General features: G+C 58.3%; 22 protein-coding genes. 14 read left to right on the top strand and 8 right to left on the bottom strand.

Annotation, left to right across the window (positions count from 1 at the left end):
* Positions 1-111: 111 nt before the first annotated feature.
* Both ACYZTU_RS01765 and ACYZTU_RS01760 read left to right on the top strand, forming a co-directional pair.
* Positions 112-543 carry an OsmC family protein gene (locus ACYZTU_RS01765; RefSeq protein ID WP_461967606.1) on the top strand — a complete coding sequence of 144 codons (432 nt, stop codon included), beginning with the start codon at positions 112-114 and terminating at the stop codon, positions 541-543.
* Between the two features lie 157 nt (positions 544-700).
* Positions 701-934, top strand: a complete 234-nt coding sequence (locus tag ACYZTU_RS01760) for a DUF1161 domain-containing protein (protein ID WP_461967604.1) — start codon at positions 701-703, stop codon at positions 932-934.
* Between the two features lie 5 nt (positions 935-939).
* Here ACYZTU_RS01760 and ACYZTU_RS01755 read toward each other — a convergent pair whose 3' ends face one another.
* Both ACYZTU_RS01755 and ACYZTU_RS01750 read right to left on the bottom strand, forming a co-directional pair.
* Positions 940-1,362 (bottom strand): PA0061/PA0062 family lipoprotein, encoded by a 423-nt coding sequence (locus ACYZTU_RS01755; RefSeq protein ID WP_461967602.1) that lies wholly within the window; start codon positions 1,360-1,362, stop codon positions 940-942.
* A gap of 40 nt (positions 1,363-1,402) precedes the next feature.
* Positions 1,403-1,825, bottom strand: coding sequence for a PA0061/PA0062 family lipoprotein (locus ACYZTU_RS01750; protein WP_461967600.1), 423 nt, complete (start codon positions 1,823-1,825; stop codon positions 1,403-1,405).
* A 59-nt stretch (positions 1,826-1,884) separates the two neighbouring features.
* On the opposite strand from ACYZTU_RS01750, the gene ACYZTU_RS01745 reads away from it, so the two are divergent.
* The gene (locus tag ACYZTU_RS01745) at positions 1,885-2,961 is read left to right on the top strand and encodes an aminopeptidase (protein WP_461967598.1); all 1,077 of its coding nucleotides are present in this window, start codon (positions 1,885-1,887) and stop codon (positions 2,959-2,961) included.
* 114 nt (positions 2,962-3,075) lie between these two features.
* Here ACYZTU_RS01745 and ACYZTU_RS01740 read toward each other — a convergent pair whose 3' ends face one another.
* Positions 3,076-3,726 (bottom strand): HAD family hydrolase, encoded by a 651-nt coding sequence (locus ACYZTU_RS01740; protein ID WP_461967596.1) that lies wholly within the window; start codon positions 3,724-3,726, stop codon positions 3,076-3,078.
* Between the two features lie 26 nt (positions 3,727-3,752).
* Complete coding sequence (locus ACYZTU_RS01735) at positions 3,753-4,298, bottom strand: gamma carbonic anhydrase family protein (RefSeq protein ID WP_461967594.1); 546 nt, start codon at positions 4,296-4,298, stop codon at positions 3,753-3,755.
* Positions 4,299-4,372: 74 nt separating this feature from the next.
* On the opposite strand from ACYZTU_RS01735, the gene prlC reads away from it, so the two are divergent.
* Positions 4,373-6,451, top strand: coding sequence for an oligopeptidase A (gene prlC, locus ACYZTU_RS01730; RefSeq protein ID WP_461967592.1), 2,079 nt, complete (start codon positions 4,373-4,375; stop codon positions 6,449-6,451).
* Positions 6,448-6,735, top strand: a complete 288-nt coding sequence (locus tag ACYZTU_RS01725; RefSeq protein ID WP_059403677.1) for a YheV family putative zinc ribbon protein — start codon at positions 6,448-6,450, stop codon at positions 6,733-6,735. Before prlC ends, ACYZTU_RS01725 begins: the two co-directional genes overlap by 4 nt.
* 363 nt (positions 6,736-7,098) lie before the next feature.
* On the opposite strand, the gene ACYZTU_RS01720 is transcribed toward ACYZTU_RS01725, so the two are convergent.
* On the bottom strand, positions 7,099-7,743 hold the full coding sequence (locus ACYZTU_RS01720) for a phosphatase domain-containing protein (RefSeq protein ID WP_461967590.1): 645 nt from the start codon (positions 7,741-7,743) through the stop codon (positions 7,099-7,101).
* Between the two features lie 295 nt (positions 7,744-8,038).
* Positions 8,039-8,344 carry a hypothetical protein gene (locus tag ACYZTU_RS01715; RefSeq protein WP_461967588.1) on the bottom strand — a complete coding sequence of 102 codons (306 nt, stop codon included), beginning with the start codon at positions 8,342-8,344 and terminating at the stop codon, positions 8,039-8,041.
* Between the two features lie 240 nt (positions 8,345-8,584).
* Here ACYZTU_RS01715 and ACYZTU_RS01710 point away from each other — a divergent pair, with 240 nt between their 5' ends.
* The 3 genes from ACYZTU_RS01710 (at position 8,585) to ACYZTU_RS01700 (ending at position 12,228) form a co-directional block, all read left to right on the top strand.
* Entirely contained in the window at positions 8,585-9,643 is a 1,059-nt protein-coding gene (locus ACYZTU_RS01710) for a PA0069 family radical SAM protein (RefSeq protein ID WP_461967586.1), read from the top strand.
* Between the two features lie 241 nt (positions 9,644-9,884).
* Positions 9,885-10,616, top strand: coding sequence for a carbonic anhydrase (locus ACYZTU_RS01705; RefSeq protein WP_282383015.1), 732 nt, complete (start codon positions 9,885-9,887; stop codon positions 10,614-10,616).
* Positions 10,617-10,698: 82 nt separating this feature from the next.
* The gene (locus tag ACYZTU_RS01700) at positions 10,699-12,228 is read left to right on the top strand and encodes a SulP family inorganic anion transporter (protein ID WP_461967584.1); all 1,530 of its coding nucleotides are present in this window, start codon (positions 10,699-10,701) and stop codon (positions 12,226-12,228) included.
* Positions 12,229-12,272: 44 nt separating this feature from the next.
* Here the strand turns inward: ACYZTU_RS01700 and ACYZTU_RS01695 are convergent, their stop codons facing one another.
* Complete coding sequence (locus ACYZTU_RS01695) at positions 12,273-12,923, bottom strand: hypothetical protein (RefSeq protein WP_461967582.1); 651 nt, start codon at positions 12,921-12,923, stop codon at positions 12,273-12,275.
* 371 nt (positions 12,924-13,294) lie between these two features.
* Between ACYZTU_RS01695 and coxB the strand changes: the two genes are divergently transcribed.
* The 4 genes from coxB to ACYZTU_RS01675 all read left to right on the top strand — a co-directional run bounded on the left by coxB (position 13,295) and on the right by ACYZTU_RS01675 (position 17,583).
* Positions 13,295-14,422 (top strand): cytochrome c oxidase subunit II, encoded by a 1,128-nt coding sequence (coxB, locus tag ACYZTU_RS01690; protein WP_461967580.1) that lies wholly within the window; start codon positions 13,295-13,297, stop codon positions 14,420-14,422.
* A gap of 82 nt (positions 14,423-14,504) precedes the next feature.
* The gene (gene ctaD, locus ACYZTU_RS01685) at positions 14,505-16,091 is read left to right on the top strand and encodes a cytochrome c oxidase subunit I (protein WP_461967578.1); all 1,587 of its coding nucleotides are present in this window, start codon (positions 14,505-14,507) and stop codon (positions 16,089-16,091) included.
* Positions 16,092-16,118: 27 nt separating this feature from the next.
* The gene (locus ACYZTU_RS01680; protein WP_461967576.1) at positions 16,119-16,670 is read left to right on the top strand and encodes a cytochrome c oxidase assembly protein; all 552 of its coding nucleotides are present in this window, start codon (positions 16,119-16,121) and stop codon (positions 16,668-16,670) included.
* Positions 16,671-16,695: 25 nt separating this feature from the next.
* Positions 16,696-17,583, top strand: coding sequence for a cytochrome c oxidase subunit 3 (locus ACYZTU_RS01675; protein ID WP_461967574.1), 888 nt, complete (start codon positions 16,696-16,698; stop codon positions 17,581-17,583).
* A gap of 4 nt (positions 17,584-17,587) precedes the next feature.
* Here the strand turns inward: ACYZTU_RS01675 and ACYZTU_RS01670 are convergent, their stop codons facing one another.
* On the bottom strand, positions 17,588-17,791 hold the full coding sequence (locus ACYZTU_RS01670) for a twin transmembrane helix small protein (RefSeq protein ID WP_282379586.1): 204 nt from the start codon (positions 17,789-17,791) through the stop codon (positions 17,588-17,590).
* Positions 17,792-17,861: 70 nt separating this feature from the next.
* Here ACYZTU_RS01670 and ACYZTU_RS01665 point away from each other — a divergent pair, with 70 nt between their 5' ends.
* Both ACYZTU_RS01665 and ACYZTU_RS01660 read left to right on the top strand, forming a co-directional pair.
* Complete coding sequence (locus ACYZTU_RS01665) at positions 17,862-18,602, top strand: SURF1 family protein (RefSeq protein WP_461967572.1); 741 nt, start codon at positions 17,862-17,864, stop codon at positions 18,600-18,602.
* Entirely contained in the window at positions 18,568-19,161 is a 594-nt protein-coding gene (locus ACYZTU_RS01660; protein ID WP_461967570.1) for a hypothetical protein, read from the top strand. Before ACYZTU_RS01665 ends, ACYZTU_RS01660 begins: the two co-directional genes overlap by 35 nt.

Here is a 19,161-nt window from a genome sequence, read left to right as displayed (position 1 = left end):
GGTAGGACTATTCAGATCAAGTGAACTTTGCACCACCGTCTATCCTCAGAACCCTAGCAACCGAAAACCACGAAGGCGTGACGCTTCGCGCCGGATCTTGAGGAGGCAGATATGGCTATTACAAAGAAAGCATCGGCTCATTGGGAAGGTGACCTGAAAACCGGCATCGGCTCGATTTCCACGGAAACCGGTGTACTCAAAGAAGCGCCCTACGGTTTCAAGGCGCGTTTCGAAGGCGGCAAGGGCACCAATCCGGAAGAGCTGATCGGCGCAGCGCACGCGGGCTGCTTTTCTATGGCGTTTTCGATGATTCTCGGCGACGCAGGTCTCAAGGCTGACAGCATTGATTCCAACGCCGAAGTCACTTTGGATCAGGTTGAAGGCGGCTTTGCGATCACGGCGGTGAAATTGATCCTCAAGGCTAAAATCCCTGGGGCGACACAAGCGCAGTTCGAGGAACTGAGCAACAAGGCTAAAGAAGGCTGTCCGGTGTCCAAAGTGTTGAACGCGAAAATCAGTCTGGATGCGACGTTGGTCAACTGATATTGGCCTGTCTCTCTACCCCATAAAAGATCGCGGCCTTCAACAGGCTGCGATCTTTTTTGCGCTGGAACAAAACCTGGCTGGCGAGATTGTGGTCGAATGAATGACAGCAGCTAAAACGCATTACTGTGCGTGCTGCCTCAAAGGAGCTTCAACCATGAAACGTTTTGCCTTGGCGATTATCTGTTGCGCGCTGGCCACATCGGCCCTGGCGGTACCGAAATCCTGTGAAGAACTCAAGGCCGAGATTGAAGCCAAGATCCAGGCCAATAACGTCTCGTCCTATACCCTGGAGATCGTCACCAACGACGAAGTGCACGATCAGAACATGGTCGTCGGCAGTTGCGAAAGCGGCACCAAGAAAATCATCTACCAGAAGAACGACCGCTGATTCCCTCACGGGACGCAAAAAGACTCCCGATCTTCAGCGACGATCTCCCGCTTGGCGTTGTACAACCGGGCGCCAGGGGTGAATGCTATCGAACGGCCTTCCAGCACATAACGCTGGCCGGCTTCGAAATGATCGTAGTTGATGGTCAGGTAGCACAACCGTTCCGTGGGGTCGCTCATCATGCCCATGCCTCCACCACCGGGCACTTCAAAGTCGAATCTGACAACCAGCTCATGGCTGCCCGGCGTGACCTGGAAAAAACGCCCATCGCGCATTCGCTGATTGTCCAGTCGCTCCGCCATCAGCAACTTATCGTTGGGGAATGGCGTCGAGAAGTCGATCCAGGCCATCTGCGGATTCACCGCTGGTGACGGGCTCTGACAGCCAGCAATAATGCTTGCCGCAAGCAATAGCATTAACCTGCGCATGATGAATGTCCCAAGGATTGGTCATTCAGCATAACGCCGATCAAGCGCGTTGGCAGCCTGCCGGTACACCCTGGCCAATCACTTTTCGCTGCTGATCATAGAGCTTTGCCCACGGCCGAAAACCGATATTCCCCGCCTGCAGCTGATACCGCTCGCCAGCGTTGAAGTCCTTGAATTTCACGTTCAACTGGCAGTCACGCCATAGTGGCTCGGCGTCGGGTCCGATGTTGGTTGGCGCGACCGGGAATTGATAACGAACCGTCAGCTCATGGCTACCCGGCTGAACCTCGAAATAGCGCCTGTCGGTGGAGGCCTTGTCATCGACTGCCAGCGCTTGCAGCGCGGTGTCTTCCTGCTTCGAATCCAGGTCGATCCACGCTTGAGCCGGATCATGGGGGGGTAATCCGAATCCAGCACAACCTGCCAGCATCAGCAGGCTTCCTGTCAGCATCAACGTGCGCATAGCGGAGCTCCAGTCAGGCGGGATAGTCTTGCGGGCAGACTCTCCAAGGATGATTCATTTTGATCAGGCCGCTTCCAAGCCTTGGGTTACTTGATCGCGTTTTACGCATTTTGTTTCCGGGTGTGTTGTTTTTGTTGCTCAGCGGTTGCGCCGGCGTCAGCTATTACGGTCAATTGGCCAGTGGTCAGCTGCAATTGCTGCGGGCACGGGAGCCGGTTTCCACAGTGATTGCCGATCCCGGTCGCGATCAGCTATTGCGTGCGCACCTGACTCAATCGCAAAAGGCCCGCACGTTTGCCAGCCAACAGCTGCATCTGCCGGATAACCAGAGTTACCGTTTGTACGCCGACATTGGCCGGCCGTTCGTAGTCTGGAATGTCTTCGCCACGCCGGAGTTTTCACTGACGCCGCAGAACCATTGCTTCCCGATCGCCGGTTGCGTCGCCTATCGCGGCTATTACAGTCAGAGCGCGGCCCGCGGTGAGGCGGCATTGCAAAGACTGCAAGGTATGGACGTGTCGATCGGCGGCGTCGAGGCTTATTCGACGCTCGGCTGGTTCAACGATCCGATCATCAGTTCGATGATGGGCTGGGGCGACGAACGATTGGCCACGCTGATCTTCCACGAACTGGCGCACCAGCGCGTTTATGTGAAGGACGACACCGAATTCAACGAGTCTTTCGCCACCTTCGTCGAACAGGAAGGCACCCGCCAATGGCGCGCATTCCGCGGCCTGGCGCGAGACAGCGGCGCGCAGGTGCAGCAACGAGACCAGTTTATTCAATTGGTTCTGGATACCCGCACGCGACTTGAACGGCTGTACACCCTGCCCCTGGCCGCCGACCCGATGCGCCAGCGTAAAGCCGCCGAGTTCGAGCGCTTGCGGGATGAATACCGGCAGTTACGCGGTAGCCAGTGGGCCGGGGACAAACGCTATGACGCGTGGATCAATGCGCCAATGAACAATGCCCGGCTGTTGCCGTTTGGGCTATACGACCAATGGGTGCCAGCATTTGCGGTGTTGTTCAGGCAAGTGGGAGGGGATTGGGTGAAGTTTTATGCGGCAGTCGAGAAGCTCGGCGCGTTGCCGGTTGGTGAGCGCAAGGCGGCGCTGAAGTCATTGGCTGGATCGTAGACTTGCGGTGACAGGACGGGCCTCTTCGCGGGCAAGCCTCGCTCCTACAGAATTTACGCGGTCTCTGTAGGAGCGAGCGATGCGGCGATCCGACTTGCCCGCGAATGGATTTGATCAGCGCTGCAAAAACGTCTGATGCATCTCTTCAAGCGTCTCGAAGTGATAGGCCGGTGCTTCGGCGCTCAACTCTTCCCGACTGCCAAAACCGTAACCCACCGCCGCAGCATCCAGCCCATTGCTGCGCGCACCGATCAAATCGTGCTTACGGTCGCCGATCATTAGGGTGTTGGCCGGGTCCAGGCCTTCTTCAGCCATCAGGTGAGCAATCAATTCGACTTTGTTGGTCCGGGTACCGTCCAGTTCGCTGCCGTAAATCATCTTGAAATGCTTGGCGAAGTCAAAGTGCCGGGCAATTTCCCGGGCAAAAATCCATGGCTTGGACGTGGCGATATACAGCTGTCGCCCTTGCCCGCTGAGTGTTTCAAGCAGCGGCGTGACGCCATCAAATACACGATTCTCGTACAGGCCGGTGACTTTGAAGCGTTCGCGATAGAAGTTCACCGCCTCCCAGGCCTTGGGTTCGTCGAAGTCGTAGAACTGCATGAACGCCTGCAACAATGGCGGGCCGATGAAGTGTTCGAGCTTGGTCAGGTCGGGCTCATCGATCCCCAGTTTGCTCAGGGCGAACTGGATCGAACGGGTGATGCCCTCGCGCGGGTCGGTCAGGGTGCCATCGAGATCAAACAATACGGTTTGGTAATGCATGTTGAATCCTGAATAAGGGTGCAGGGTCAGAGCGAGTCGTAGTCTTCGGCCAGATGCAAATTCTTGAGCTTCACGTAATTCGCCGCGGTGTAGGTGAAAAAGGCTTTCTCCTTGTCCGTCAGCGGCCGGATCTGCTTCACCGGGCTGCCCACGTAAAGGAAGCCGCTTTCCAGGCGTTTGCCCGGCGGCACCAGGCTGCCAGCGCCAATGATGACATCGTCGTCGACCACCGCACCGTCCATGACGATGCTGCCCATGCCGATCAGAATCCGATTGCCCACGGTGCAGCCGTGGAGCATGACCTTATGAGCAATGGTCACATCGTCGCCAATCAGCAAAGGAAAGCCATCGGGATTGAACGGCCCGGCATGGGTGATGTGCAGCACACAACCGTCCTGCACGCTGGTGCGCGCGCCAACACGAATGCGGTGCATGTCGCCACGAATCACCGTCAGCGGCCAGACCGAGCTGTCTTCGCCGATTTCAACGTCGCCGATCACCACCGCCGAACCGTCGACAAAGGCGCCTTTGCCGAGCAGCGGCGTATGGTTCTGATATTTGCGAAGGGTCACGATAGGCTCTCTCTTTTGCTGATAGCTGCGGTTGCCGTCGATTGTAATTATGATGGGGCTATGTTTCTTCATGCATGTTTCTTCCAGCCAAGGTGCCAACCGTGAGCGTGAACAACCCTCTTTTGCAGTCCTACGACCTGCCGCCGTTCTCGGCGATCCGTGCCGAACACGTGCAACCGGCCATCGAACAGATCCTGGCTGACAACCGCGCCGCCATTATCGAGATACTCAAAACCCAGGGCAAACAACCGACCTGGGCCGGCCTGGTGCTGGCGATGGACGAACTGAATGATCGACTGGGCGCGGCCTGGAGCCCGGTCAGCCACCTGAACGCCGTGTGCAACAGCGCCGAACTGCGCGAAGCTTACGAATCCTGCCTGCCAGCCTTGAGCGCCTACTCCACAGAACTGGGGCAGAACCGCGAGCTGTTTGAAGCGTTCGAAGCACTGGCCAACAGTCCCGAAGCTGCCGGTTTCGACGTGGCGCAGAAAACTATCCTGGAACACTCCCTGCGCGACTTCCGTCTGTCGGGTATCGACCTGCCGGAAGCCGAACAGAAGCGTTACGCCGAAGTGCAGAGCAAATTGTCGGAACTGGGTAGCCGCTTCTCCAACCAGCTGCTCGACGCGACTCAAGCCTGGACCAAGCACGTTACCGACGAAGCCGCCCTCGCCGGCCTGACCGATTCGGCCAAGGCGCAAATGGCCGCCGCGGCCCAGGCCAAAGGTCTGGACGGCTTCCTGATTACCCTGGAATTCCCGAGCTACTACGCGGTGATGACCTACGCCCACGACCGTGGCCTGCGCGAAGAAGTCTACGCCGCCTACTGCACCCGTGCGTCGGACCAAGGCCCGAATGCCGGTCAGAACGATAACGGCCCGGTCATGGAAGAAATCCTCGACCTGCGTCAGGAGCTGGCCAGGCTGCTCGGTTTCACCAGCTTCTCGGAGCTGAGCCTGGCAACCAAAATGGCCGAATCGAGCGCTCAGGTACTCAGTTTCCTGCGCGATCTGGCCAAGCGCAGCAAGCCGTTTGCCGCCCAGGACCTGGAACAGCTCAAAGCCTACGCGGCCGAACAAGGCTGCCCGGACCTGCAAAGTTGGGACAGCGGTTTCTACGGCGAAAAACTTCGCGAGCAGCGCTACAGCGTCGCCCAGGAAGCCCTTCGCGCTTACTTCCCGATCGACAAAGTGCTGGGCGGTCTGTTTGCTATCGTCCAGCGTCTGTACGGCATCGAAATCGCCGAGCAGAAAGGCTTCGACGCTTGGCACCCGGATGTTCGCCTGTTCGAAATCAAGGAAAACGGCCGGCACGTCGGTCGCTTCTTCTTCGACCTCTACGCCCGCGCCAACAAGCGCGGCGGTGCCTGGATGGACGGCGCCCGCGACCATCGCCGCACGGTTGAAGGCGTACTGCAGAGCCCGGTGGCGAACCTGGTGTGCAACTTCACCCCGGCCGACAGCGGCAAGCCAGCCCTGCTGACCCACGACGAAGTCACCACCCTGTTCCACGAATTCGGCCATGGCCTGCATCACCTGCTGACCCGCGTCGAACACGCCGGCGTGTCCGGCATCAACGGCGTGGCCTGGGACGCGGTCGAGTTGCCAAGCCAGTTCATGGAAAACTGGTGCTGGGAGCCGGAAGGGCTGGCGCTGATCTCCGGTCACTACGAAACCGGCGAACCGCTGCCTCAGGACCTGCTGGGCAAAATGCTCGCGGCGAAGAACTTCCAGTCCGGCCTGATGATGGTTCGCCAATTGGAATTCTCGTTGTTCGACTTCGAATTGCATGCAACTCACGGCGACGGTCGCAGCGTGCTGCAAGTGCTCGAAGGTGTGCGTGACGAGGTCTCGGTCATGCGCCCACCGGCGTACAACCGTTTCCCTAACAGCTTCGCGCACATATTCGCCGGCGGTTACGCGGCGGGTTACTACAGCTACAAATGGGCTGAAGTGCTGTCGGCCGATGCTTTCTCGAAGTTCGAAGAAGACGGCGTCCTCAACGCCGACACGGGGCACGCATTCCGTGAAGCGATCCTGGCGCGCGGTGGTTCCCAGGAGCCGATGGTGCTGTTCATCGACTTCCGGGGACGCCCGCCGTCGATTGACGCACTCTTGCGCCATAGCGGCCTGAGTGAGGTTGCGGCAGCATGAGTGAGGGGCCTGTGATTACCAAAAGACGCTTTATCGCCGGGGCGGTCTGCCCGGCCTGCAGCGAGCCGGACAAGTTGATGATGTGGAACGAAGACGAAGTCCCGCACCGCGAGTGCGTGGCCTGCGGTTATTCGGACACTCTGAATGAACAAGGCCTGTCCGTGCCCAAGGAATTGGGCACGCGGGTCAACACCTCGGCGCTGAAGGTGCCGGACGCCAAGGTTCAGGCCGTGCAGTTTTTCCCGAACCCGAAGCTGAAGAAAAAGCCTGACGAGCAACACTGAGTCAACTCCACCTTCCACTCCTGAATAGATTGGAAGGTGGTATCTATCTACCACCTTTGCCCTGCGCTTCCTTCCTCGGCTGACCGAAACCAGCCTCTACTCAAGGAAGACGCCATGCCCGACACCCATCCGCTTTGCAGGCCTGGGATCTGCCGCCTTATTCGCTGGTTCGCGCAAGCTTTCAAGCAATTCCGCCAAGACTGGGTCTTCAATGCGCAAACAGGGCAGGCCTATCGCGAGGCGTTTTTTTCTCCGGGTGATTCGCGCTCTTTGCTGACCGCCCTGGAAGCGTTTCTTGAACGGCTGATCGCCGAAGATCTTTTCGCGCTTTCGTCAGAGGGCGTTGCCCGCAGACGCAGCGGCTTACTCGACATGGGCCGATTTGAACCAACTCTTCATCGAACAGCTGGCGAACGGACTTGTGCTGCAATCGCCGTTGGCCAGCGCGGTGCGGAGCTTGTCGGCATCGGCCTGCATCATGTAACGGACGCCGTCCTTGAAATGGGTGCTGTCACCAAAGCCGCCCTGGGTCATTTCCTTCATGGCGTCTTCTTTGCTCCAGCCTTGCACCACGACCCGATACATGGCCGCCATCAAGCCAGTGCGGTCCGATCCATGTTTGCAGTGCATCAGCACCGGTCCCACGGCTTCGGCAGTCTGGATCGCACGAAGGGCCTTGAGTACATCCGCGTCATCCACATGGTTGGTGCGATAGGGCAACTGTACCTGCGCGATACCTGGTGTCGACAACCAACTTGAATCCGACTCGGGCAGGAAAGTGATCACCGTCCCGACCTTGAGTTTTTCCAGTAACGGCACCGCGCCTCTGTCGGGCAATGCACTGCGATAGAGCGTCGGGGACATTCGGAAGAGGTTGTATTGCACCTCCACCGATTGAGCCCACTCCGCAGGTCGGGGCAACGCACCGTCGTCGGCATGGGCCGGCGTCAGGTTCAAAAGTGCGGCCAGCGACAGGCAAATCGCTGGGATACAATGCGGTAGAGACATGCTCGTAAGGACCGTTCAGGAAAAGGCGGGAAGCTGACACCCAGCTTCAACCCTGAGCGGTCAAAGGCATGTGAGCCGTCTGTCAAAGAATCGTGAATCAGCCGATCGCTTTCGTCGCAAAACCGAGGTTTTTTAGCTGAATGCGTCTCCGTAGAATCTGGAGACGTTGCCAAGTTACGTAAAAGTGACATGACATCAACTTCAAGCGATGACCTGGACAACTAACCAAGCACCAATAAGGGGACAGCTGAAATTAAACCTGCCTGAAGTTTCATGCAGGTTTAATTAGCAACGCTTACGGGTTTACAATGCTGGAATAAGCCGTGGCCAGGGCCAGCAATTTGGCCTTGTCATCACCGTCGATATCACGATCACCATCTACATCACTGCTGATCGTGCCGATATTGAAGGAGCGGCCTCCATCGCTGGAGACAGCCGTGACATAGACCGAGTCGACCAGTGCGTCGGTTTCCACCTGATTAACTGCGTCCCAAGTCGACTCTTTACGAGCAAGCTGCATCGAAACCTGCGCTTCCAGTGGGTGGGTAATGCTCGGAGCCAATAGTTGCAAAAAAATACCGCGCTGATTGAAAAACGACATTAATTAAATCCCTTTATTTATTGATGACACGACAACTTCGTGTGGCGTGAATAATACTAACAGCTCATATAAAAACGCTACTCGCTATATGTTTCCCATGATGACTAAACCAAAGATTCAGATAACAACTTCGTTCTTAAATGAATTAACTAAAAATCAAACATCAAGCTGCCGAACGGCACTGGCCTATCATCAATCACTCGAATACTGTATGCGCATACAGCCATCGGAAGCCCCTCGATGAACACGCCTTTGCCACCTCGCGGTCGCGGCACCGCCACCAACCCGCACAACCGCTTCGCGCCGAATCGCTCGGTGGCCGAGGATGACGGCTGGTATCAGGAAGCGCCGATCACCCAAGGCACTGAGGTGCGCATCGAAACGGCGAAAACCATCATCACTCGTAACAACTCGCCGGACTTGCCCTTCGATCGCTCGATCAATCCCTATCGCGGCTGCGAGCACGGCTGCATCTATTGCTACGCGCGGCCCAGCCACGCCTATTGGGACATGTCGCCAGGGCTGGATTTCGAAACCAAACTGATCGCCAAGACCAACGCCGCCGATGTGCTGGAAGAACAGCTGTCCAAGCGCGGCTATCAGTGCGCGCCGATCAATCTGGGCTCCAACACGGACCCTTATCAGCCGATCGAACGCGAACACAAAATCACCCGCAAGACCCTCGAAGTGCTGCTGCGCTATCGCCATCCCGTTACCATCATTACCAAGGGCTCGCTGATTCTTCGGGATCTGGACCTGCTGGTCGAACTCGCCGAGCAAAGGCTGGTGGCGGTGATGATCAGCCTCACGACCCTGGACGATGAGCTCAAACGCATCCTCGAACCGCGCGCCGCTGCACCCAAGGCCCGGCTGCGGGCGATCCGCGTGATGCGTGAAGCGGGAATTCCGGTGGGAGTCCTGTGCTCGCCGATGATTCCGATGATCAACGACAGCGAGCTCGAAAGCCTGCTCACCGAGGCTCAAGCCGCGGGTGCGCAAAGTGCGGCCTACATGATGCTGCGCCTGCCGCTGGAAGTTGCGCCGCTGTTCGAAGAATGGCTGGCGGCCCACTATCCTCAGCGTGCCGCTCATGTGTTGAGCCTTATTCGTCAAAGCCGTGGTGGTGAGCTCTACGACAGTCGGTTTGGCGTCCGGATGCGCGGTGAAGGGCCGTTTGCTGACCTGTTGGCGCAACGATTTGCCAAAACCATCAAACGCCTTGGGCTCAATCGTCGCGAAGGTTTCAATCTGGACTGCGAAGCCTTCTGTCCGCCGGGTCGCCAAATGTCGTTGATTTGAGGACAATTGGCCTATGGTTGAGTAGTGGGAAACGCACCTGGTCTGGGCCGGTCACATTTTTTGTAACCTGGAACACACGTCCTAGAGCCTTTTATTCAGTTTGAGTTAAGTTTCAACGGCTACCTTGTTCATCGAGTGACTGACGGGTCGAGATTTTCGACCTGGATGTTTTTTAAACAGCCACTGGCTTCACACCGGACAATACGGGAAAATTCCCTGACTCCGCCAAAGAGGATGAATCATGAGTGACAAGGATAAACAGCCGTTGGCTGCGTCGGCTTCAGCCCAACCCGAGGCGGAAACCGCCGATGCAGCGCTGAAGCATATCGTTGACGGCTTTTTGCATTTTCATCACGAGGTTTTTCCACAGCAGGAAGAACTCTTCAAAAAACTCGCCACGGCCCAGAGCCCCAGAGCGATGTTCATCGCCTGCGCCGATTCGCGCATTGTTCCTGAGCTGATCACCCAAAGCGCCCCCGGCGACCTGTTCGTGACCCGTAACGTCGGCAACGTTGTGCCGCCTTATGGACAAATGAACGGCGGTGTTTCCACGGCAATCGAATACGCAGTATTGGCCCTCGGCGTGCAGCACATCATCATCTGCGGGCACTCTGACTGTGGCGCCATGCGCGCAGTGCTCAACCCGCAAAGCCTGGAAAAAATGCCAACGGTCAAAGCCTGGTTGCGTCATGCCGAAGTGGCAAAAACCATGGTCCAGGAAAACTGCCATTGCGCTGACGAAAACGAAAGCATGCACGTCCTCACCGAGGAGAATGTGATCGCCCAGCTGCAGCATTTGCGCACGCACCCATCAGTAGCGTCGCGCATGGCCAACGGTCAGCTGTTTATTCATGGTTGGATCTACAACATCGAAACCAGCGAAATCAAAGCTTACGACGCGGACAAGGGTTGTTTCCTGCCGCTCGATGGCAGCCATCCGATTCCGGTGGCGACGCCCAAAGCGCGCTTCTAAAAATCCCTGTGTGGTAAAGCCGAGGCTGCTGAATTAGCAGCCTGGCTTTGCCACGCCTGAAGAAAACTTCGGGAGAGTCACCATGCGTGCTGCTCAACTCAAAGCTGTACTGCCACGGGAGCTGCTGGCGTCCGTGGTTGTGTTTCTCGTCGCCCTGCCCTTGTGCATGGGCATCGCCATCGCCTCGGGGCTGCCGCCTTCCAAAGGGTTGATCACCGGGATCATCGGTGGCTTGGTGGTGGGCTGGATTGCCGGTTCGCCACTGCAAGTCAGCGGCCCGGCGGCCGGTTTGGCTGTCCTGGTGTTCGAACTGGTGCGCCAGCATGGTATCGCCATGCTCGGGCCCATCCTGCTGCTGGCCGGTTTTCTGCAATTGGTGGCCGGACGCTTGAAACTGGGCTGCTGGTTTCGGGTCACGGCGCCTGCGGTTGTGTATGGAATGCTCGCCGGGATTGGCGTACTGATCGTGTTGTCACAGGTGCATGTGATGCTCGACTCCGTGCCCAAGCCCTCGGGGCTGGATAATCTGGCAGCCTTCCCGGCTGCGGTTGTCCAGGCTTTGCCCTCCTTTGGCTGGCAAGCCGGTTTGCTCGGGCTGTCGACGATTGCAGTAATGTGGCTGTGGGAGAAATTCCGCCCTCATTCCCTGCGTTTCATTCCTGGCGCACTCCTTGGCGTAGGTCTGGCGACTGTCGCCAGCCTGGTACTCGCCTTGCAGGTCAAGCGAGTGGAAGTCCCGGCCAACCTGGCGGAAGCGATCGACTGGCTGAAACCCGCCGACTTGCTCAATCTGGCTGACCCGACCTTGCTGATTGCGGCGTTTGCCGTGGCGTTTATCGCCAGCGCCGAAACCCTACTCTCGGCCGCCGCGGTGGACCGCATGCACAGCGGCCAGCGTTCAGACTTCGATCGCGAACTGTCAGCTCAAGGCGTCGGCAACATGCTCTGCGGATTGCTCGGCGCGCTGCCGATGACCGGCGTGATCGTGCGCAGTTCGGCCAACGTCCAGGCCGGCGCCACCACGCGACTGTCGGCGGTGTTCCATGGTCTGTGGCTGCTGGCTTTCGTGTTGCTGCTGTCCAGCGTGCTGCAAAGCATTCCGGTGGCGAGCCTGGCGGGTGTGCTGGTTTACACCGGTTTCAAACTGGTTGACCTCAAGGCCTTTCGTGGCCTCGGCCGCTATGGCCGGATGCCGATGTTTACTTACGCGGCGACCGCTCTGGCAATCATCTTCACCGACCTGCTGACCGGCGTACTGATCGGTTTCGGTCTGACCTTGGCCAAACTGGCCTGGAAGGCTTCGCGGCTGAAGATCAGCCTGATCGACCTGCCCAAGGACGGTGAAATGGAACTGCGATTGATGGGTGCAGCTACGTTCCTCAAAGTCCCGGCGCTGACTCAAGTGCTGGGGACTATTCCTCCGGGCGCGACGGTGCATGTGCCGCTCAATAACCTGAGCTACATCGATCACTCGTGTCTGGAGTTGCTGGAGGAATGGGGTCGGGCCAATGCGGCGAAGGGTTCAAAGCTGTTGATTGAAGCGCGGGGGTTGAAGCGTAGGTTGGAAGGGCGCTTACGAACCACGACGGGCGTCGGTTCCGCAGCCGCTTAAAAAAAATCGCAGCCAATAGGCTGCGATTTTTTATGGGCAACGAATCAAGCCGCCGGCTGATCCAGCTCCAGGCCTACGCCCAGCTGGCGCGACAGGCACGGCCAGCGCTTCCATGCAGCGCCGGTGTCCGGGCTGTTGAGTTTCTCGCGGTAGGCTTCTACCGATTCCAGCGCGAAGCTCTTTTCATTGAGCATCTCGTCCACGGCGTGATGCACCGCCTCATCCAGTTGATTGGCGAACTTTTCTCCGATCAGTTGGTGAGCAATCAGGTTGGCAACAGTCATGTCCAAGGGGATCAGTGGCTGGCCAAAATGCTTGATGTACAGGTCGTTAACCTCTTCAACCAACCGATGCGCCAGATAAGCTTCGTCCAGCAGGCTGTCCAGGCCGATATGCCCGGTCATGATGGCTGGCGGCTGGAGGAAGAACTGCTCGGCGATTTTCAGCACCGGTTTGATCTGCGACTCGATGCCCGCTTCCCGTGCGACATCATTGGCTGCGTCCAACAGGTCCGGCACTTGCTCTATATAAGCGGCCACAAAACGGGTCATCACGCCCTTGGCGTCTACATCCGGCAATTGGATGGCGGCATGCAGGTGCGGCAGTTGGGTTTCCAGTTGACGAGTTAACAGGCCGGTCTCGGCCTCGTGTTGTTGAGCTTTTTGGATCTGCTCGCGCAATGCGGCGGTGTTCATGAAAACTCCAGGAAACAAAGGCAATGAAATAAGGAAGACATAACTTAGCTGGCATACGAAAAATGCTAAGACACATTTGTCATAATTATTTCATCCTTGAGACATCAAAGTTATATCGATTTACCACCACTCGTCTGCATCCTTCTCCATTCCTGACCCAGAACGCAAGTCCCAGCTGTTTCAGTTCATTTACGCCGTCACGTTGCGAGGTGGCAGTCGCTGTCTATACTCGGGTGGGAATGGAGTTAGCTGATGACGCCCGACTGCACACGCAGCAAGGCCCGGCGATTCAAGTTCGTAGTCTGAAAATGCCGCTCCCTTGCCGCAGGTGAAAGCCGGCGGGATAACAAGAACGATAAGGGGAACCCGCAATGATGCGACATCCACACGTCTGGATGGGCCTCCTGTTGTGGTCGATTTTCAGTCAGGCACAAGCGGCCTGGACTGTGAATATGGCGCCGGGAGCGACTGAAATCAGTCACGCAGTATTTGACCTGCACATGACCATTTTCTGGATCTGTGTAGTGATCGGCATCATCGTCTTCGGCGCCATGTTCTGGTCGATGATTCTCCACCGCCGCTCGACCGGGCAGGTGGCAGCAAAATTTCATGAAAGCACCACCGTCGAAATTCTCTGGACCATCGTGCCCTTCCTGATCCTGGTGGCCATGGCGGTTCCCGCAACCGCAACCCTGATCAAGATGTACGACGCCAGTGAGCCGGATATTGATATCCAGGTCACCGGCTATCAGTGGAAGTGGCACTACAAATACCTGGGCCAGGACGTTGAGTTCTTCAGCAACCTGACCACCCCTGCTGATCAGATCCACAACAAGGAGGCCAAGAGCGAGCACTACTTGCTTGAGGTCGATAAGCCTCTGGTGCTGCCGATCGGCGCCAAGGTTCGCTTCCTGGTGACTTCCGCCGATGTCATCCACTCCTGGTGGGTGCCGGCCTTTGCGGTCAAGCGTGATGCGATTCCTGGGTTCGTCAACGAAGCCTGGACCCGCGTCGACAAGCCCGGCATCTACCGTGGTCAATGCGCCGAATTGTGCGGCAAGGACCACGGCTTCATGCCGATCGTGGTCGAGGTCAAGGAAAAGGCCGATTACGAAAAATGGCTGGGCGAGCGCAAGGCTGAAGCCATGCAGCTCAAAGAGCTGACCAGCAAGGAATGGACCCTCGACGAGCTCAAAGAGCGCGGCGACAAGGTCTATCACACTTCCTGCGTGGCCTGTCACCAGGCCGAAGGTCAGGGCCTTCCGCCAATGTTCCCGGCACTCAAGGGCTCGAAAATCGCCACCGGCCCGATCAAGGATCACCTAAGCATTGTCTTCCACGGCAAGCCCGGCACCTCCATGGCGGCGTTCGGCAAGCAGCTCTCGGAAGTCGATATCGCAGCGGTCGTGACCTACGAACGTAACGCCTGGGGTAACAACAAGGGCGACATGGTCACGCCTAAAGAAGTGCTGGAGCTGAAACAGGCGGAAAGCAAATGACCCGGTCTATTGCGCACGTAAGGAACCGGTCGGGGCATCGCGCCCCGGCCTGCCCAGCCCATCAGTTTGCAGGAGACAAGCCATGAGCGCCGTCATCGATGACCATGGTCATGCCGACCACGCCCACGGTCCCGCCAAAGGCCTGATGCGCTGGGTGCTGACCACCAACCACAAAGACATCGGCACGCTGTACCTGTGGTTCGCGTTCTCCATGTTCCTGCTGGGCGGCTCGTTCGCGATGGTGATTCGCGCCGAGCTGTTCCAGCCGGGTTTGCAGATCGTCCAGCCGGAATTCTTTAACCAGATGACCACCATGCACGGTCTGGTGATGGTCTTCGGTGCGGTGATGCCGGCGTTTGTCGGCCTCGCCAACTGGATGATCCCGCTGATGATCGGCGCGCCGGACATGGCCCTGCCGCGGATGAACAACTTCAGCTTCTGGCTGTTGCCGGCGGCGTTCATTCTGCTGGTGTCGACCCTTTTCACCCCCGGCGGCGGACCGAACTTCGGCTGGACCTTCTACGCCCCGCTGTCGACGACCTACGCGCCGGAAAGCGTGACGTTCTTCATCTTCGCCATCCACTTGATGGGGATCAGTTCGATCATGGGCGCGATCAACGTGATCGCGACCATTCTCAACCTGCGCGCGCCCGGCATGACGTTGATGAAAATGCCGCTGTTCGTCTGGACCTGGCTGATCACCGCGTTCCTGCTGATCGCGGTGATGCCCGTGCTGGCCGGCTGCGTGACGATGATGCTGATGGATATTCACTTCAACACCAGCTTCTTCAGTGCCGCCGGTGGCGGTGACCCGGTGTTGTTCCAGCACGTGTTCTGGTTCTTCGGTCACCCCGAGGTGTACATCATGATCCTGCCGGCCTTCGGTGCCGTCAGCTCGATCATTCCGACCTTCTCGCGCAAGCCGCTGTTCGGCTACACCTCGATGGTCTACGCCACGGCGAGCATTGCGTTCCTGTCGTTCATCGTCTGGGCGCACCACATGTTCGTGGTCGGCATTCCGCTGGTGGGCGAGTTGTTCTTCATGTACGCGACGCTTTTGATCGCGGTGCCGACCGGAGTGAAGGTGTTCAACTGGGCCAGCACCATGTGGCAAGGCTCGCTGACCTTCGAGACACCGATGCTGTTCGCGGTGGCGTTCGTGATCCTGTTCTCCATCGGCGGTTTCTCCGGATTGATGCTGGCCATCGCCCCGGCGGACTTCCAATACCAGGATACGTATTTTGTGGTCGCGCACTTCCACTACGTACTAGTACCGGGGGCAATTTTCGGGATCTTCGCCTCGGCCTACTACTGGCTGCCGAAGTGGACCGGCCACATGTACGACGAAACCCTTGGCAAGCTGCACTTCTGGCTCTCGTTCATCGGCATGAACATGGCTTTCTTCCCGATGCACTTCGTGGGGCTGGCGGGCATGCCGCGGCGGATTCCCGACTACAACCTGCAATTCGCCGACTTCAACATGGTGTCGTCGATCGGCGCGTTCATGTTCGGCGCCACGCAGCTCTTCTTCCTGTTCATCGTGATCAAAACCATCCGCGGCGGCGAGCCAGCACCGGCCAAACCGTGGGATGGCGCCGAAGGCCTGGAGTGGAGCATTCCGTCACCGGCGCCGTATCACACCTTCACCACGCCGCCGGAAGTGAAATGAACGCTGTAGCCCTTGAGGCCCACCACCATGGCTGATTCGATTTCGTTGAAGAAGCTGGTCACGCGCCTGCTGATGGTGGTGGTGGCGATGTTTGCCTTCGGGTTTGCCCTGGTGCCGATCTACGACGTGATGTGCAAGGCGTTCGGCATCAATGGCAAGACCGGCGGGCAGTACGAGGGCGAACAAACGGTCGACACTTCGCGGCAGGTTCGCGTGCAGTTTCTGTCGACCAATGCCGCCGACATGTCCTGGGACTTCTATCCCAAGGGCGATGAACTGGTGGCGAATCCGGGGGCGGTGAACGAGATGATTTTCATCGCCCATAACCCGACCGATCGCCCGATGAGCGCCCAGGCGGTTCCGAGTATTGCGCCCAGCAATGCAGCGGCGTACTTCCACAAGACCGAGTGTTTCTGCTTTACCCAGCAAGTGCTGCAGCCCGGTCAACGGATCGAGATGCCGGTACGTTTCATCGTTGACCGCGACATGCCCAAGGATGTGAAGCACCTGACGCTGTCCTACACGCTGTTCGATATCACCGCCCGACATCCACCGGTGGCTGTAAATACTGGCGGCTGAGCGTGCCCGATAAGGAGAACAATAAATGGCAACTCATGAACATTATTACGTTCCGGCACAGAGCAAATGGCCGATCATCGCCACCGTCGGTATGTTCGTCACGGTGTTGGGCCTGGCCACCTGGTTCAACGACCTGAAGGCTGCGCGGCCGGAATCCCACGGCCCGCTGATCTTTTTCGTCGGCAGCCTGCTGCTGGCGTACATGCTGTTTGGCTGGTTCGGTACGGTGATCAAGGAAAGTCGCCAGGGGTTGTACAGCGCGCAGATGGATCGCTCGTTTCGCTGGGGCATGAGCTGGTTCATCTTTTCGGAAGTGATGTTCTTCATCGCCTTCTTCGGTGCACTGTTTTATGTGCGGCAGGTCTCCGGTCCGGCGCTCGGCGGTGAAGGTGCGAAAGGCCTGGCTCATATGCTCTGGCCGAACTTCCAGTTCGCCTGGCCTTTGCTGAACAACCCCGACTCGAAACTGTTTCCGCCGCCCAAGGACGTTATCAGCCCGTGGGGCCTGCCGCTGCTCAATACTGTGCTGCTGGTCAGTTCCAGTGTCACCGTGACTATCGCCCACCACGCTTTGAAAAAGGGCCATCGCGGTGCGCTGAAAATCTGGCTGGCGCTGACCGTATTGCTCGGTTGCGCATTTCTCGGCTTCCAGGCTGAAGAGTACATCCACGCTTACAACGAACTGGGCCTGACCCTGGGTTCGGGCATCTATGGCGCGACGTTCTTCATGCTCACCGGTTTCCACGGTGCCCACGTCACCATGGGCACCATCATTTTGTTCGTGATGCTGATGCGGGTCATGCGCGGGCACTTCGACAACGACCATCAGTTCGGTTTCGAGGCGGCCAGTTGGTATTGGCACTTCGTGGACGTGGTGTGGATCGGGCTGTTCGTTTTCGTCTACGTGCTCTGAGGCTTCACCAAGGCGCAGTAGAGGCCAGCTGGCCGCTGAAAAAACCCCAGGCGATCAAGCCGACGGTAATGGCGGCCAGTGCGACACGAACACTCAAGGCAATGACGAGGCGGTTCGAGCTGCTGTCGTCCTTGACCAGAAAAAACAGGCCGCTGAACAGGCTGACAACCGTGGCAATCAGCATCAGGACGATGGCTGCTTTGAGCATGGTGAGACTCCGGGGGAAAGGCGATGCACTTGAGTATAGCTATCGCGACGACCGACTTTCTGGCGACGCCATGAAGCGCTTTCGGCCGGGCATCGTGCCGACCGTGGTGGTCGCGTTGTTGCTGCCCATGCTGGTGTCACTCGGGTTCTGGCAACTGAGCCGGGGCGCGGAGAAAAGTGCGCTGCTGCAAAGCTACGCCGAGCGTCGGGCGGCTGAACCGATGGCCAGCACCAAGCTGCAACACACCGAGGATCCCGCCTTCCGCCGCGTTCACCTGCACGGCCAGTTCGATGCCGCGCACAGCCTGTTGCTGGATAACCGCCAGCGTGACGGCAAGGTCGGCGTCGAGCTGCTGCAACCGTTTCAGGATCAGGAAACCGGGCTGTGGCTGCTGGTCAATCGCGGCTGGCTGCCGTGGCCGGATCGGCGCAACCCGCCGCAATTCACCACGCCGACTCAGGCGTTGAGTCTTGATGCCTGGGTCTACGTTTCACCCGGCGCGACCTTCCAGCTCCACGCCGACCCAAACACCACCACCTGGCCGCAACTGGTCACGGCAGTCGAACCGGCCAGACTCTGGACGGCGCTCAACCGTGAAGGTTTCGCCTACGAATTACGCGCAGAAAGCGGTCCCGCGACCTATCAGGCCGATTGGCCCGTGGTGGCCATGGGGCCAGAAAAACACTTGGCTTATGCCGTGCAGTGGTTCGCGATGTCGATCGCCCTGTTCGGCCTTTATCTCTATCTCGGCTGGCAAAACGCAAAGGAGAAACACCATGGGAGCGGCCATGAATCCACCCAGCATGTCTGAGGCGAAAACGCCCGCGAGTCGGCGCAAAGGTCGCTTGCAGCTGCTGCTGATTCTGCTTGGGGTAATCGGTCCGATGATCCTCGCCACCGGCATGTACAAATTGCAGTTCTGGGTGCCGGAGGGTCGCAGCTATCACGGCGAACTGATCGGCAACGGCCAGACCCGTGCGGACCTTGGCGTGCAGGCGCAAGAGCAGCGTTGGCAGATGCTGGTGACGGCGCCCAGGGACTGCTCGGTGGACTGTCAGCAACTGGTATACCTGGCGCGCCAGGTGCAGATCGGCCTCGCCCGCGATGCATCCCGCGCCAGTCACGCACTGGCCGCCGCGCAACCGCTGAGCAGCGAGTACGAAGCCAAGCTCACCCGCGAGTATCCACAGCTGCAGCGTTATCCCATGGACCTGACCACCTTCAGCAAGACCACGGGTGACCAGGCCGTACCGCAGCTGTGGATCATCGACCCCCACGGCAACTTGGTGCTGCGCTACGACCCAACGGTGAAGGGTAAGGATCTGCTCAACGACCTGCGCCATCTGCTGAAACTGTCGAACATCGGATAA

This window comes from Pseudomonas sp. HLT2-19-2 (assembly GCF_054898005.1).
Note: the sequence above shows the minus strand (reverse complement) of the source record. Positions and strands in the feature narration are given on the sequence as shown.